The sequence below is a fragment of the Aurantimonas sp. C2-5-R2 genome (genome assembly GCF_036549495.1).
GTDB lineage: Bacteria > Pseudomonadota > Alphaproteobacteria > Rhizobiales > Rhizobiaceae > Aurantimonas > Aurantimonas coralicida_A.
On record NZ_JAZHLJ010000086.1, the window covers coordinates 1 to 12694 of the forward strand.

At 64.6% G+C, this 12694-nt stretch carries 19 protein-coding genes and 2 pseudogenes; 2 read left to right on the plus strand and 19 right to left on the minus strand.

Going from position 1 to position 12694, the window contains the following annotated elements:
* Positions 1-154: 154 nt before the first annotated feature.
* The 17 genes from VQ044_RS21135 to VQ044_RS25875 form a co-directional block, all read right to left on the minus strand.
* Positions 155-331 (minus strand): hypothetical protein, encoded by a 177-nt coding sequence (locus VQ044_RS21135; RefSeq protein WP_327649431.1) that lies wholly within the window; start codon positions 329-331, stop codon positions 155-157.
* 50 nt (positions 332-381) lie between these two features.
* Positions 382-801 (minus strand): gp16 family protein, encoded by a 420-nt coding sequence (locus VQ044_RS21140; protein WP_327649433.1) that lies wholly within the window; start codon positions 799-801, stop codon positions 382-384.
* Positions 798-1007 carry a hypothetical protein gene (locus tag VQ044_RS21145; RefSeq protein WP_327649435.1) on the minus strand — a complete coding sequence of 70 codons (210 nt, stop codon included), beginning with the start codon at positions 1005-1007 and terminating at the stop codon, positions 798-800. Before VQ044_RS21145 ends, VQ044_RS21140 begins: the two co-directional genes overlap by 4 nt.
* The gene (locus tag VQ044_RS21150; protein WP_327649436.1) at positions 1004-1270 is read right to left on the minus strand and encodes a hypothetical protein; all 267 of its coding nucleotides are present in this window, start codon (positions 1268-1270) and stop codon (positions 1004-1006) included. Before VQ044_RS21150 ends, VQ044_RS21145 begins: the two co-directional genes overlap by 4 nt.
* Positions 1267-1407 carry a hypothetical protein gene (locus VQ044_RS21155; RefSeq protein WP_327649437.1) on the minus strand — a complete coding sequence of 47 codons (141 nt, stop codon included), beginning with the start codon at positions 1405-1407 and terminating at the stop codon, positions 1267-1269. The genes VQ044_RS21150 and VQ044_RS21155 overlap by 4 nt, the downstream gene beginning before the upstream one ends.
* 41 nt (positions 1408-1448) lie before the next feature.
* On the minus strand, positions 1449-2156 hold the full coding sequence (locus VQ044_RS21160; protein WP_327649439.1) for a DUF3164 family protein: 708 nt from the start codon (positions 2154-2156) through the stop codon (positions 1449-1451).
* Positions 2153-2878 (minus strand): helix-turn-helix domain-containing protein, encoded by a 726-nt coding sequence (locus VQ044_RS21165; RefSeq protein ID WP_327649440.1) that lies wholly within the window; start codon positions 2876-2878, stop codon positions 2153-2155. Before VQ044_RS21165 ends, VQ044_RS21160 begins: the two co-directional genes overlap by 4 nt.
* Positions 2875-3096: a hypothetical protein gene (locus VQ044_RS21170; protein WP_327649441.1), complete on the minus strand. Its 222-nt coding sequence runs from the start codon at positions 3094-3096 to the stop codon at positions 2875-2877. The genes VQ044_RS21165 and VQ044_RS21170 overlap by 4 nt, the downstream gene beginning before the upstream one ends.
* On the minus strand, positions 3093-3362 hold the full coding sequence (locus VQ044_RS21175; RefSeq protein WP_327649443.1) for a hypothetical protein: 270 nt from the start codon (positions 3360-3362) through the stop codon (positions 3093-3095). Before VQ044_RS21175 ends, VQ044_RS21170 begins: the two co-directional genes overlap by 4 nt.
* Positions 3352-3876, minus strand: a complete 525-nt coding sequence (locus VQ044_RS21180; protein WP_327651296.1) for a hypothetical protein — start codon at positions 3874-3876, stop codon at positions 3352-3354. The genes VQ044_RS21175 and VQ044_RS21180 overlap by 11 nt, the downstream gene beginning before the upstream one ends.
* The gene (locus VQ044_RS21185; protein WP_327649444.1) at positions 3873-4436 is read right to left on the minus strand and encodes a hypothetical protein; all 564 of its coding nucleotides are present in this window, start codon (positions 4434-4436) and stop codon (positions 3873-3875) included. Before VQ044_RS21185 ends, VQ044_RS21180 begins: the two co-directional genes overlap by 4 nt.
* Positions 4436-5209 carry an ATP-binding protein gene (locus VQ044_RS21190; protein ID WP_327649445.1) on the minus strand — a complete coding sequence of 258 codons (774 nt, stop codon included), beginning with the start codon at positions 5207-5209 and terminating at the stop codon, positions 4436-4438. The genes VQ044_RS21185 and VQ044_RS21190 overlap by 1 nt, the downstream gene beginning before the upstream one ends.
* 46 nt (positions 5210-5255) lie before the next feature.
* Entirely contained in the window at positions 5256-7394 is a 2139-nt protein-coding gene (locus VQ044_RS21195; protein ID WP_327649446.1) for a Mu transposase C-terminal domain-containing protein, read from the minus strand.
* Positions 7391-7606 carry a hypothetical protein gene (locus tag VQ044_RS21200; protein WP_327649447.1) on the minus strand — a complete coding sequence of 72 codons (216 nt, stop codon included), beginning with the start codon at positions 7604-7606 and terminating at the stop codon, positions 7391-7393. The genes VQ044_RS21195 and VQ044_RS21200 overlap by 4 nt, the downstream gene beginning before the upstream one ends.
* Positions 7606-8460 carry a ParB/RepB/Spo0J family partition protein gene (locus VQ044_RS21205; RefSeq protein ID WP_327649448.1) on the minus strand — a complete coding sequence of 285 codons (855 nt, stop codon included), beginning with the start codon at positions 8458-8460 and terminating at the stop codon, positions 7606-7608. The genes VQ044_RS21200 and VQ044_RS21205 overlap by 1 nt, the downstream gene beginning before the upstream one ends.
* Positions 8457-8813, minus strand: a complete 357-nt coding sequence (locus tag VQ044_RS21210) for a hypothetical protein (protein WP_327649449.1) — start codon at positions 8811-8813, stop codon at positions 8457-8459. The genes VQ044_RS21205 and VQ044_RS21210 overlap by 4 nt, the downstream gene beginning before the upstream one ends.
* 475 nt (positions 8814-9288) lie before the next feature.
* Positions 9289-9585: a helix-turn-helix domain-containing protein gene (locus VQ044_RS25875; RefSeq protein WP_442872992.1), complete on the minus strand. Its 297-nt coding sequence runs from the start codon at positions 9583-9585 to the stop codon at positions 9289-9291.
* A gap of 165 nt (positions 9586-9750) precedes the next feature.
* Between VQ044_RS25875 and VQ044_RS21215 the strand changes: the two genes are divergently transcribed.
* Positions 9751-10491 carry a LexA family transcriptional regulator gene (locus VQ044_RS21215; protein ID WP_327649450.1) on the plus strand — a complete coding sequence of 247 codons (741 nt, stop codon included), beginning with the start codon at positions 9751-9753 and terminating at the stop codon, positions 10489-10491.
* Positions 10492-10823: 332 nt separating this feature from the next.
* On the opposite strand, the pseudogene VQ044_RS21220 reads toward VQ044_RS21215, so the two are convergent.
* Positions 10824-10953 (minus strand): annotated as a pseudogene (locus tag VQ044_RS21220) (transposase); the annotation flags it as partial.
* A 132-nt stretch (positions 10954-11085) separates the two neighbouring features.
* Positions 11086-11664, minus strand: a pseudogene (locus VQ044_RS21225) (transposase); the annotation flags it as partial.
* 360 nt (positions 11665-12024) lie between these two features.
* On the opposite strand from VQ044_RS21225, the gene VQ044_RS21235 reads away from it, so the two are divergent.
* Positions 12025-12651: an NAD-dependent epimerase/dehydratase family protein gene (locus tag VQ044_RS21235; protein WP_327649451.1), complete on the plus strand. Its 627-nt coding sequence runs from the start codon at positions 12025-12027 to the stop codon at positions 12649-12651.
* Positions 12652-12694: the final 43 nt, after the last annotated feature.

Consider the following 12694-nt stretch of genomic DNA (forward strand, 5'->3'; position numbering starts at 1 on the left):
AAAGTTCATTGCCCCTGCATCGAGGGCCGCGTAACGTTCAACCCGGCATCGCCGCTCAACGAAGTTCAACAAACTTCGGGACATCCCCCAATGAGGACGCGATAGTTTCGAATTTTCGACCGAGAGTCGATCCGCCTTCCTTACTTTTATCCGGTCAGGAAAACGATAGACCTCTTACGGTGTGCACCACGCTATAGCCGGATCGGTCTCGATAGACGAACCTTCCGGTCCAAGTATCGTCATGGCGCCGCCAGAGCTGCACGCGCCCGGTCAGGCGGAAGTCCGGATCATGAAAGCCGTCAACTGGCTCGAGGCCCAGCTCGATCGCCATCGCTCGTCCTTGATCCGGCGAGAGCGTCATGGTTCTCGCGCGTCGTTTCCTCATGGCGTCGCATTCTCCCTTTCGCCGGCGATCGCTCGCGCTTCCATCTCCTTCAGCGCCCGGATCAGGGGATCGGCCTGGCCATAGGTCAGCCAGTCCGGATCGGTGACGCCGGTGCGTTTTTCGACGAAACTGCGTAGCGCTGCCGGCGAGGCGTCGCGCAGGCCGCCATGTTCGCCGATCGAGCGCCACAGCGCGAAGATCAGCCGCACATAGGCCTTGTTGCTCGACTTCGGCTTGCCCTTTCCCGTCACCCGAAACCCCAGCCGCTTGAACTCCGCGACGACAGTTTCCCGCTGGGCGTCGGTCATCTCGGTCAGGGTCGGTTTGCCGGTGACCCGCAGATAGAGCGCCCGGCGATCGTGCTCGTCGAGCTTCAGCTGCTTGGCGGCGATGTGGATGATCGCGTGGCTGTTCATGACCGCGCCTCCGCGACGATCGTATAGCTACCGGCGGCGACGGGGCGGCGTTTCCCGTCCTTGCCCTCGACGAGCAGCCCGCCATTCTTGAAGCACCGAACCACCTTGACGTCAGACAGGGTGACGGACACCCGGTCCCCGGCGAGAACAGTCTTACCGTCTTTGTCGCTGCCGAAACAGGACTGGAGATGCGAGAGCCGCTTCATCGCCCACCTCTCGCCAACAGCAACGCCGCCGCCAACACCCGCAGCGTGTGCGGCGCCGTCATCGCCAACTCGTCGCCGGCCAGAACCGCGCGGGCCAGGGCATCGGCGCTGTCGGCCGTGAACGACTGGTCGGGCGGGTCCTCGGCTCTATCATCCCGCTTAGTGAACACGTGAAAGATGCCATCATCGGCGATAGCCACGACACGGCGACCGGCGCCCGATTTCAGCGGCACTGTAACCAGAATGCGAGCCTGGGCGGTCATGCCAGCACCCATAGGAGGTTGGTGGCGGCGACCCCGGCGATGAAGCCGAGGGTTCCGCCGACGATCAGCCCCACGGCCAACCAAACCATCAAATTGGCGGCATCGGCGGCTTCGTCCTCGTCCGCGATCTCGAACATCTCGGCTGGCCCTTCCCGCGGGGGCTGCGACCGAGCCTCCATCACGCGCTCGCCAGGTCGATTGTGATGGCCCGCCAGGCGCCCTCGAAGCTGTCGCGTTCGTAAAAGCGCACATACTCCCGCGAGCCGACCGCCCGCGATGCGTCGGTGATCGCCTGCATCGCCCGTTTCCAGCGCGGATCGTCGATGGCCAGTCCCCGCAGGCGGTAGAGTTCCGCCCGGTTCACCTGGCCTTCCTTGTCGGTGTTGAAGGCCCGCGTCACGATCGTCTGGATTTCCGAGCGACTGTCGGCCGACCATTCGTTCAGGCACTCGTCGATCAGCGTCTTCGCGGTCTGAAGCTGTGGCCCGAACTCGATGATGTCGGCCACCTGGACCTGGACCTTCAGGAGCCCGTCGAACGACAGGAAGGTGACGTTGCCCTTCTTGCCCCCCTTCGGCGCGCCGTATTCCTGGGCGAGCAGCGCCTGCAGATCCCCGACATCGGCGAAGGTGTGAGCCTTGAACCGGGCGATCTCGTCGGAGATGCCCCGCGCGAAGCCGGTGATCTTGCGGACCATCTCGTCCTCGATCTTGTCCTCCGGCTTGATCAAATCCTCCGGTACGAAGCTGCCGCGCGTATCTGGCCACAGCACCTTGCCGTTCGCCTCGATCGCGCCGGCCGGGCGAAGCGGCGTGGTGGTTTCGGCCACGGCGGAAACGGCCTCGGTGGCTGCGGTTTCGATCGTCTGTGCGGTTGTCGCGGTCATGAGCAGGGGTCCTTCTGGTTTTCGGCCGGTGAGAGTTCGGCTTTCAGATGAGAGAGGCTGCGGTGAAGGTGTTCGACGGCGAAGCGCTCGCGCGGCGAGTATCGCGCCGACTGGAACGCCTCCCAGGCGGCGACGACCGAACGGGCGGCCGCCTTGCCGGGATCGGTCAGCATCCGGACCATGACCGGCGCCGCGACCGTCATTGTCGGCCGTTTGGCCAGCTGTTCGGACAACGCCCGCACGCGATCGCTCGCCGCGATCAGCGCCGCCGCCATCGCGCCGATTTCGTCGGCGAAGAGTTCGACCGACATCCGATCGTCGAGCGCCTGGCGAATGCGCCCGGCGGTATCGAGCGGATCGATGTCGGCCGCCGGCACCATGTCGAAATTGCGCCGGAGCGGCAGCTTCGGAGTGATAGCCGCTTCGAGCCCTTCCAATTCGTCGCCATAGCCGACGAGGTCGGCGATCCGCGCCTCGGTACGGCGGATGCCGTAAAGGATGGTCGTGTGATCGCGTCCGCCCAAGCGCCGGCCGATCGCCGGCAGCGAGGCCGGCGTCAGTTTCTTGGCGAGGTACATCGCCTCTTGTCGCGGTCCCACGAGATTGCGGGTGCGGCGCTCCGGCATCAGATCGTCAAAGCCGACCCGCCGCAGCCGGGCGACCTCGCGAGCGATGATCGTGACCGGGTGAACCGGCGGCCGGAAGCTGTCGAGCGCGCTCATAGCGTCTTCACCACGATCACGGGAACGTCGCCGAGAAACGCCGCCCGCGCCGCCACCAGTTCGCTGATCGCCTGGTCGATGAACGAGGCGGCCGAAGCCTTCGCTTCATCCGGCGCCGGGCCGCCCTCGATGATCAGGCGCCGCGCGGCGCGCGACAGCTCCTCGGCCTTGAACAGATGCTCGACCTCCGGGCGAAGGATCGGCTTGATCGCGCTCATGCCGCGTCTCCCCGGCCGAAGCGGCGAGCGAGTTCCGGCAGCGATTGGACCACCGGTTGCCGCGAGGTCAGCGCCTTGGCCTCGGTAGCGACGTCGCGCGCCAGCCCGTCGAGCAGCGAGACGGTGGTTTCGAGATCCCGCGCGGAGACCTCCCACAGATGCAGATTGGTGTCGAAGCCTGGGATGGCCGCGCGCACCGCCGCCTGCAAGGCGGTCGGCGCGCGGCGGAACTCGTCGCGGCTTTGGCGGATCGCGTCACTTAGCATGGGGTAGTCCTTTCGCCGGGTGAGACGGCTTTGGGGGTTGTGAGAGAGGGTCCCCGCCAGCGGCTTGCCGCTTAAGGGCGGGGTGGTAGTGGTCCCCGCCAGCGGCTTGCCGCTTAAGGGCGGGGTGGTAGTGGTCCCCGCCAGCGGCTTGGCCGGCGGGGATATCGCCCGAGCTTGCGCTCGGGTTTTCCGGGCAGAACCGGCACGCCTGCCAATGGCGAAGCGCACGGGGATCGGCGGTCGGAATGGGTCGCTCGCGATGGTCGCGGCAAATGGCGGGCGCAATCTCTTGCGCGAGGTAAGGACACGTGATCCGGATCGCGAAAACCGCGACGATCTTGGCTTCGAGAGGCGCGAGGCTGTTGGCCCGGTAGCCGCCGCTCATCGCCAGGCTCAACGCGGTGCGCGAATAGCCGACCATCGCCGCGACGGCCTTGATCGAGCCGTGTCGGGCGACGGCGTCGGCGACGAGCCCCTGACAACGTGCGTCGAGCTTAAGGTGCGGGACGCTCATGCCGACACCGCGTTGCGGTCTTTGAGAACGCCCTCGCGGCTGATCGTGGGAGCCCGCTCGCCGCTGTTACGCAGCAGCCGGTAGACGCGCGCTCCATTAGACGTCGGCGCCGTTCCGGCCGTCCGCTTCGGCAGCCGCACCACATACTGCGCCTGGCAAAGCGCCGAGAGGTAGCGCTCCAAGGCCGCGCGCGGCTGCTTGTCGTCCGAACGCGCCGCCAGCGTTACCAGGTCGTCGATGGTGAACCGCACATGCAGCCGCATCGCCGTCCAGGCGCGCTGACGTAGCGTGTCATGGGAGACGTTCATCTGCCCGCGGCCGCGCACCGGGCCGCTGCGCAGCTTGCCGCCGCTCGCCTGGAAGGCGATCCCTTCGGCGGTCGCCGAGAAAGCCCCATCGATCGACCGCTCGGCATAGCCGCGCAGAACCAGCATGGAGGCGGCACCGGCCGTCGCGCGCAGGCCAAGCCCGCATTTCAGCGCGAGCCCCACCGTCGACAGAGCTTCGCCGTTCGCGAGGATGGCGAGGAGACGCAGCTGCCGTTCGCTCTCCACCGACATCACGCCACCTCCGGCACGATGACCGGGATGCCGCTCTTGCGGTCGTTCACCAGCACCTGTCCGGCCATGTCGGCCATGGTGACGGGGTTCTCGTCGTCGCCGAGGCCGTTGCGCCGGGCGAAGGTCTCGATCGTCGCGATCGCTTCCTTGATCTCGCGGTTATAGCCGCCCGACACCCGGTGAATGAAGGTGAGGAGGTCCGGCGCAACCTTCGCGTCGCAGATCGCATCGACGAACCGCTTGACGTCGGCCGGGCTCGCTTGCTCGAAGCGCACATATTGCGCGATCCGCGACGATACCTGCGGATAGCGGGCGAGGTTGTCGCGGATTTTCCCCATTCCGACGAGCACGAAGGGGATGTTCCCGCCATCGGAGAAGTCGCGGATCGTCTCCATGATCTCGCGCTTGCGGCTGATATGGTCTGCCTCGTCGATGACGACGGCGAAGGTCCTTTGCTGCATCATGTGCTGCTGCTGGCGGAGCAGCAGCGCTTCCATCGACTGTTGGAACCGCTTCTGGAATGAAAACTGCGGCCGGATGCGGAACGCGCCGAGCAGATCCTCCAGGAACCAGCTCGGCCGCCATTCGGCGTTGGCGCGCAGGTAGATCGTCCCGGTCTGCGCGACCCAGTGATAGAGCGCGCTGGTCTTGCCCAGGCCCGGCGGGCCGTCGACCACCATAAGGCAGGCCTCCTCGGCCCCCCGTCGTTCCATGGCGGTGAGCGCCGTCTGGAAGCGTTTCACATTGTCGGTTTCGACGAAGATGGGTTTCATGAAGGTCCTCGTTTCTTAAGTTCCGCCGGTGAGAGACGGGTTTTGGTTAGGCGATCGACCGTGCCAGGCTTTTCAGGGCCTCCAGATCGATGCCGTGGCTACGCAACAGGTCGCGGGTGTTGGCGCTTGAAAGGAGATCGCGAAGGATGCCGGCGTCCCGCGGTAGGGCTTGGGCCGGATGTGCCGCGATCCAGGCCGCGAAGCTGACGTCGTCGTCGAAGCGCGGACGGCCGTGATAGCCGGGCTTTCGCGAGGGCGATCCAACCGCGACCGGCTCCGGATCGTTCGCCGCCACCGGTTGCGGGGGAAATCCACCATGGGCGATGGCTTGCGGGGGATTGGCATCGAGATCGAGGTAGCGATGCGGCCGCAATTCGGCGTCGATCGCCTCCGAATGGAAGTCGAGACGCTTCTGGCGGTTCGCCGCGCGATCCTCCATCGCCTTGCGCTCGACGCTGATCGGCACATAGCGGGTCTTGTTGCCCTCGAAGATGGCAAGGCCGAGAAACGCGCCCGGCTCCTCGCCGTCCGCCGTCCGCTCCAACCGGCGCACCCACACCTGGCGCGGATCGAGATTGTCGTAGCCGACCACGACGCGCTCGCCGTCGAGGTTTTCGAGGCTTTGCAGGAAATAGGCGTTGGTGTTGAACTCGATCAGCCCGCGCCGGGTCACCCGGATTACGTAGGGGCGGAACATCTCGTTTAGCTCGGCCGCGTCCGGAAGCAGCGGCTCAAACCCGTCGGCGCATTTTACCGCCCAGGCCTCGTTCGGCGTCAGGTGCCGCTGCCGACCGCCATCGCGGATTTTCGGCAGGGCCGAATGCGGGGTGTCGTTGTAGCGGCCGATGCAATCGGCGAGTTCGTCGAGGAAATCCCGCCAGCTCGGCAGCGTCTTTGACGTCCCGTATTCCTTCAGCTCGCCCCGCGTCGTCTTGTAGGCGAGATGGCGGGCCTCCCGGTCCATGTCGGCGCCGATATAGGTGACGAACCGCTTGGCCGATGCCGTATAGATCTGGTTCAGGCGCTCCATGATGCCCTTGGCCTGGGCATTGTAGGGCAGCGCCTTCATCGGCGTGATGCCGGCGCGAGACAGGAAGCCGACCACCGGATCGGACATCGTGTTGGAGATGTAGCCGGGGCCGCGATCGGTATAGAACAGCGCCGGAATGCCGCGGCCCTCGCAGGCGTGTCGCAAGGCTTCCGCCACCGCGAAGGCCTTTTCCGAAAGGTCCGCCGACCAGCCGACGCAGACGCGCGTCGAAACATCGATCATCGACGAGATTTCCGGCCGGAACGGCTTGCCGTGGATCGGATGCGCGATCTCGGCGTCGTACATCTTGCCGTCCGCCACATAGATCGACGTCGGCAAGATGTCGGACGTGTCGCGCGAGACGTAGGCGAGGCGCTTGCGCATCGCGAGCTTGCCCTCGCGACCGCTCGCGCGCTCCAGCGGCCCGAGTTTGCCGAGCGCGCGGCGCACTTGGTCGTAGGTCGGTGCCAGCGATTTGTCGGGAAGCCTGCGCCGATATTCGTCGAGCGCGTCCGTGATGCAGGGTTTGGCCGGCTTCGCGTAATGGGCGAGCCATCCCTCGAACCAGTCGGGCAAAGGGTCCTTCTGGCGCTTCAGGCGAGGCGCGAGGCCAATCAGGCCCATGCTGTGGCGAGCCTTCAGCCAGGCGTAGACTTGCGTGCGCGAAGGACCGTTTGAGCCTTCACAGGCGACGCGGGCGGCGTCGACGAGCGCGTCCTCGCTGGCCAGACTGACGAGCAGGGACGCGATCGCCTTCGACTGACTCCCCGCGCCGCACAGGACCCGTCGGTCGATTTCGGTCAGAAGCGCCGCCCGCGCTTCCATGATCTTGCGTTGGCGCGCATTGAGTTTTCCGGCTTCCGTCTGGGCGACGGCCAGTTCCGAGCCGGCGGCCTTCGCCAGTTCCCGGCCCTTGGCGTCATGCGCGAGACTCGTCTCCAGCCGGCAGACCTCGTGAACCGCGGCCTGCGGCAGCAGCGAGAAGTGGTATTCCCAGCCGCCGCCGCGTCCAGAGCGTTTGCGGCCAAGGCTGCTCTCGCGCCAGTTCTCCCGCTGGGCAATCAGATTGACGCCACGTTCCGTGTGCGGCGCGGCTTGGAGCTTGAGTGCCGCAATCTCGGCCGCCGTCATCCACTCCTTTGGGGCGGCGGTCATGACCAGCCCTCATACCGCTCAACCAGCCACGCCGCCGCCTCCCGGCGCGTGCCGAAGCCCTTCCGCACCGGTTCTTTGTTGGGGTCGAAGCGGATCGCACCGGCGCAGTCGAAGTCGATCGCATAGGCAACCCAACGCCGCGCTTTCGGCTCGCCCCGAACGTGCATCGCCGTCCCGATCCGCGTGCCGTTGTCGGAAAATATCCCGTACATCACAGCCACCCCCGACGCTCGGCATAGTCGCGCACGGCCTCTTCGGCCGCGTCGAAGATCCGGTCGCGCTCCGCGATCGGCAGGGTTTTCAGCGTCTCCGCGTAGCGCGTGATCCGGCGCGTGGCAGCGTCCGGCCGCTCCTCCTCCTGGATGATCGCCAGCGCGTCGGCGACATTGGCCGCTTGCGGCGGCGTCGACAGCAGATAGTCGAGAACGGTCTTCTGTGTCGCGGCATGAAGCTTCGACAGCGCGATCAGCTCGCTCTGCTTGTCGGCGAGGGGCGAACCTTCGAGACGCAGGGCTATTCGCTTGTCGAAGTTGCGATAGGCGCTGACGAGAATGTTGACCAGACGATTGGAAAAGCCGGTTTTCTCTGCAATCTCCTTCGAGAACGACAATTGGGAAAAAGTTTCCCAATTAGCTTCGTCGACCTTGGTTTTCGGTCCACGTCTCGCCGCCTGCGGATAAAGCGCGTCATGCGCTTCCTTGGCGGCCGCCAGATGCGCCATCCGGTCGAGCGCGACCAACTCGCGCCGCATCAAATTCTCGATCGCCTCGTGAAACGCCGCCGAGGCGTCGAGATCGCGCTCGTCGAGGATGACGATGCGGGCGGGAATGTCTGTCCAGCCGGCCAGCTTCGCGCCTTCGAGGCGGTGCCGGCCGGCGATCAGCCGAAACCCGTCACCCTCGGCCGAGACCTCGATAGCCGTCTTCAGGCCCATCATGGGCAAGGTGCTCGCGATGGCTGCCGCCCAGGCGGGATCGAAGCTCCGCTGCCGCTCGCCGATCCTGATCTTGTCGATCGGCACGCGCTTGACCTGATCGGACGGGGCGGAAGTCCTGGGCGCGCTCATTGCCCGCCTCCGATCCGCGCTTGGCGTGCCGCAATGCGTGCAGCAAGGTCCGTAGCCTCCCGCTCCATAGTCTCAAGATCATCGTCGATATGTCCTTTGGCGCGTTCGACCGCCAGTTCCTGTTGCCATTTGCGGACTTCCCGCGCGCACATGTCGAGATACGCCGCCCGGATCGCGTCCCTCACGTCCGAGAACACCCGTTTGGCGCGCCCCGTCCGGATATTGTCCAGCGTGCCGAACGGCATCCGGTAGCGGCGCGCGATCCGGTGTAGCGCCGGGCATTGGTCGCCCCACCCCCGGCTTTCCATGCCCACCATCCGCTCGATCTGGTGTTTGGTGATTTCGGTACTCATTTCCTGCACCCCGTGCGGAGATTTTCTGCACATCCTGCGGCCCCTTCGCGTCTAGCTTGATCCCTGGCGGTCGGAACCGAAGACGAGTGAGGCGAGGGGGACGACGAGGGAAAAAGGCGGGTCTGCGCGAGGTGAGAGACGGGCAGCCGAGACCTTGACGAAAGACGAGTGGTAGGAAACATGAGCATAGACGCGCTCCGGGGGTGAGAGACTGGACGTGTCGGGTCCGACGAAGACCTGAAGACAGACTGCAAGGACGCCGGTTCGGGAGGTGAGATGCCCGGACCGGCGTTTTCGTGCGCGCGGAAGCGCGTCGAACGGGAAGAAACAAGTGGCGGTGAGAGCCGAAGGCTCGAATAGGGAATGAAGCGAGTACGCCGCTCCGCCGTGAGGTTGCGTGGGGAATGCGGGCGGAGCGGCGCTCGGCCGACCGAGAGGGAGGAGCCGGGCCGATAGGGGAACAGGGACAGCGCGTTCATGCCGACACCGAACGGTTGGCGTGAAGGCGCTTTTTTTGACTCGCCCTGAACGCCTCTAACGCGTTAGAACGGACCTTGGAGAGAGGTTGTCGGTACCGGTCGGGCCAGAGTTCGGCGGGGTCGACAGCTATAAGACGGGCGATCGCGAGTTCGCCACCCAGCTGGGGACGATCAAGCGCATGCCTGCACGCGGACCCATCGAGCCCCACTTCGAGAGCCAACTGGGTAAGGTTTGTCCCATGATTGTAGACCGCACGCAGGATGTCGAAACGATCCCAAATCTTAGCTGGCATTCTGGCCCCTCGAAGTCGGCTATGGCTTGAGGTGAAAAATCACAATAGTGAACTATTAAGTGCCAATATGATCGCGGTCAAGCTGGAAGATTGTTTTTTGATCGTTCCGAGTTCCAAAAGTAATTTTTTTGATCACCCCACGGGGTCAATACCTTTGGCGGCAGGGTGTCTGGCAAACTCGGAACCGCCGCTGTGAAGTCGGAAGCGCGTTCCGAGTTGGCGGGCATTAAGTCGGAAGAGTTCGACCGGAGGCTCAGTTTGGCTCTCGGAGGCGAGAAGCCGACGCCTTTTGCCAAGCGGATCGGTTTAAACCCCACCACTTTCCGCAAGTATTTCCATGGGACCGAGCCCTCGCTCGGCATCGCTGCTGCGATTGCACGAGGGACCGGCGTCGAGTTGGAATGGCTGGCAACGGGACAAGGGCCAATGCGAACGGGCGAGGGGGCAAAGGATGTTGCCCGGCCCGAAACCGGTGACCTGGTGCCGATCCAGCGTGTCGCCGCCTCGGCCTCTGCCGGCTCCGGCCTCATTCCCGTGGATCACGAGATGGGCGAGGTCATGGGCTTTTCCGAGCGCTGGTTGCGCACGCTCGGGCTCCGGCCGACCGCGACGGCGGCGATCGTGGTCGAGGGCGACTCCATGACCCGCGAGGACGGCACCGGCATCCCTGATGGCGCTCTGGCGCTGATCGATACGTCGATCACGCCCGACGACGTCCTCACCGGCTGCATCTACGTGATCGTCCGTGCCGACGAACTGTTGGTCAAGCGCATCGAGCGCCAGCTCGACGGCACCATCACGCTGCACTCCGACAACCCGCGCTACCGGCCCGAGCCGGTGCCGGCCGACATGATGGAGCGCCTCCACATCGCCGGCCGCGTTCGCTGGATCGGCTTCCGCGTTTGAACGCACGACTTTGGGTTCACTTCACACCATCGACAGTGTGAATGGCGTTTTTTCGTTTGGATTTTGTCCGGAAAGTCGCGCCGATCGGGCAGCCAGACGCCATTTTCGTCCGAAGTTCGCTTGGGCTCCGTAGCCCCCGCAAACCCCTATGCCCTCGGCGACGCGGCCTCTTTTTTCCCTCCCAGCGTCTGTCCGAAGTGTCTCACCACCCCACAGTGACTGGGGTGATGCCCCACAAAGGCCTGTCCCAACGCCTTCGGGGGTATCCGCAAACATGTGATGGGGCTTGCAAATAGGCGAATCTAGGCGCATCGGAACGATTTCCGTTGTGGCTGTCGCTTGATCTCGCCGTTGAGAGCTTCGATCGGATTCGTGTTGTGCAACATCACCCGATGCTGCTTGTGGGAAAATCATGTAGGACATCATGCCGGTTTCGGCATAGTCCATGATTGTCGCCAACTGGACACCTCGAATTACCGAAGACGTTGAGCTTGGCGAGCGTTGACGCAGCCTCGCCGATGGTGCGAGCCGATGATTTCGGTATTTTCCGGCTTCAGGAGACGCTGGATAGCGTCCTTGGTGACGATTTTGCCGTCATGCGGGCACACCTCGCCCCTGATGCCAGACCAGACGAGTGAGATTGTAGACGAGGTTCGCCATGCCGATCTTCACCTCGGCGCGCACCAGGCCGATGGTGCGGATGAACAGCCGCATCTGCCCTTTCTGACGTGCGAAGACGTGCTCGACCTTCGAGCGGATCGTCGAGCGCCGGCCATTGGCACGCGATGTTCGCTCGCTCATCGGCCGCCCCTTCGGCTTCTTGCGGTGGATGTCCGAGACGTAGCCGTTCTTCTCCAGCCATTCCTCGTTCTTGGCCGACCGGTAGGCGGTGTCTGCCCAGACGGTCGATCCGGTATTCGAACGATCGAGGACGCTGGAGAGCTGCGCCCCATCATAGGCTGACGCGCTCGTCGCCGACTAACCGCGGATGAAGCCGTAGCGCCGGTCGATCGCGACGTGATCCTTGCAACCAAAGGCTGGCACGGCGATGTCGATATGCTGGGGCTTACCCTCCGCCGCCGGCTTGGCCTTCGAGAACTTCACCGTCCCGTGGGCATCACGATCCTTTTGGCGAAGCTTGGCCGGATGATCCTTCCAGGCCCAGATGATACGCGCTGCAGCACGCTTCCATCGCTGGGATGCAGGAAGGCAGCTTAACGACAAACTTCACAACACCGTCGCGACGAAGCCGCCGCCGCAAGACGGCAGCGCCGGTCTCGTCGAGCCCGACCGGGTATACTTTCTTGCCAAGATCAATTCCAGGCACCAATATCGACATCGGTCCGTGGAGTGCACCCCTTTAAGTTGCTGCTGCTTACGGGTGGGAAAGCAGCGGGAGATGCGGATGCTTGACGGGAAAATGGAAGACTGGTTGCGCTTCCTGCCGGGAGGGAGAAGCCGTGTCGAACGGCTGTTCACCGATGCCGAACGCGGTATTTTTCGCGCCCGTTTTGGGGGATAAAGATAGGAACAATGCAGATCCTCATGACCGGCGCCGGCGGCTTCGTTGGACGACATCTCGCAGCGAGGCTGAAAGAGGAGGGGCATCGCGTGCTGGCGCTGTCGCGCGGCACTGCGCCCGAGGACCGCGCGGACGCGGTGACGGGACCGGCCGATCTCGCCGAAATCGAGGTATGGAAGGCATGGCCCGAAGGCACTGGCGCCGTCATTCATCTTGGGGCGCTCAACCCGTCACGAAGCGAACCGCAAAGCGGCGACCTTGCCGCCCTGCGCCACGCCAACGTCGAGGCGACCGCTGCTCTGGCGCGGCGGGCCGTGCGCGAGCGCGTCCGCCGCATGATCTTCGTCAGTAGCGCCAACGTCCATGGACCCTGGGCGGACAAGAGCGTCTCGGCATCGGATCCACTCGCTCCGGTCAGTCCTTACGCCATCTCCAAGGCGGAGGCGGAAACCGCCTTCTGGAGCAGCTTGTCCGGCACCGAAACGGAGGGATGCGTGCTCCGTCCGGCCCCCGTCTACGGTGCCGGCGGGAGGGGCAACGTCGCGGTTCTGGTCAAGCTCGCCAAAATGCCGGTGCCTCTGCCGCTAGAGGGGCTAGAGCGTCAGGCGATTAATCTGCAACATAGCCAGCGGCCTTGAGGTAGTTCCAACATTCTTCGGGCTCGAACAGGTCGCAGATGTT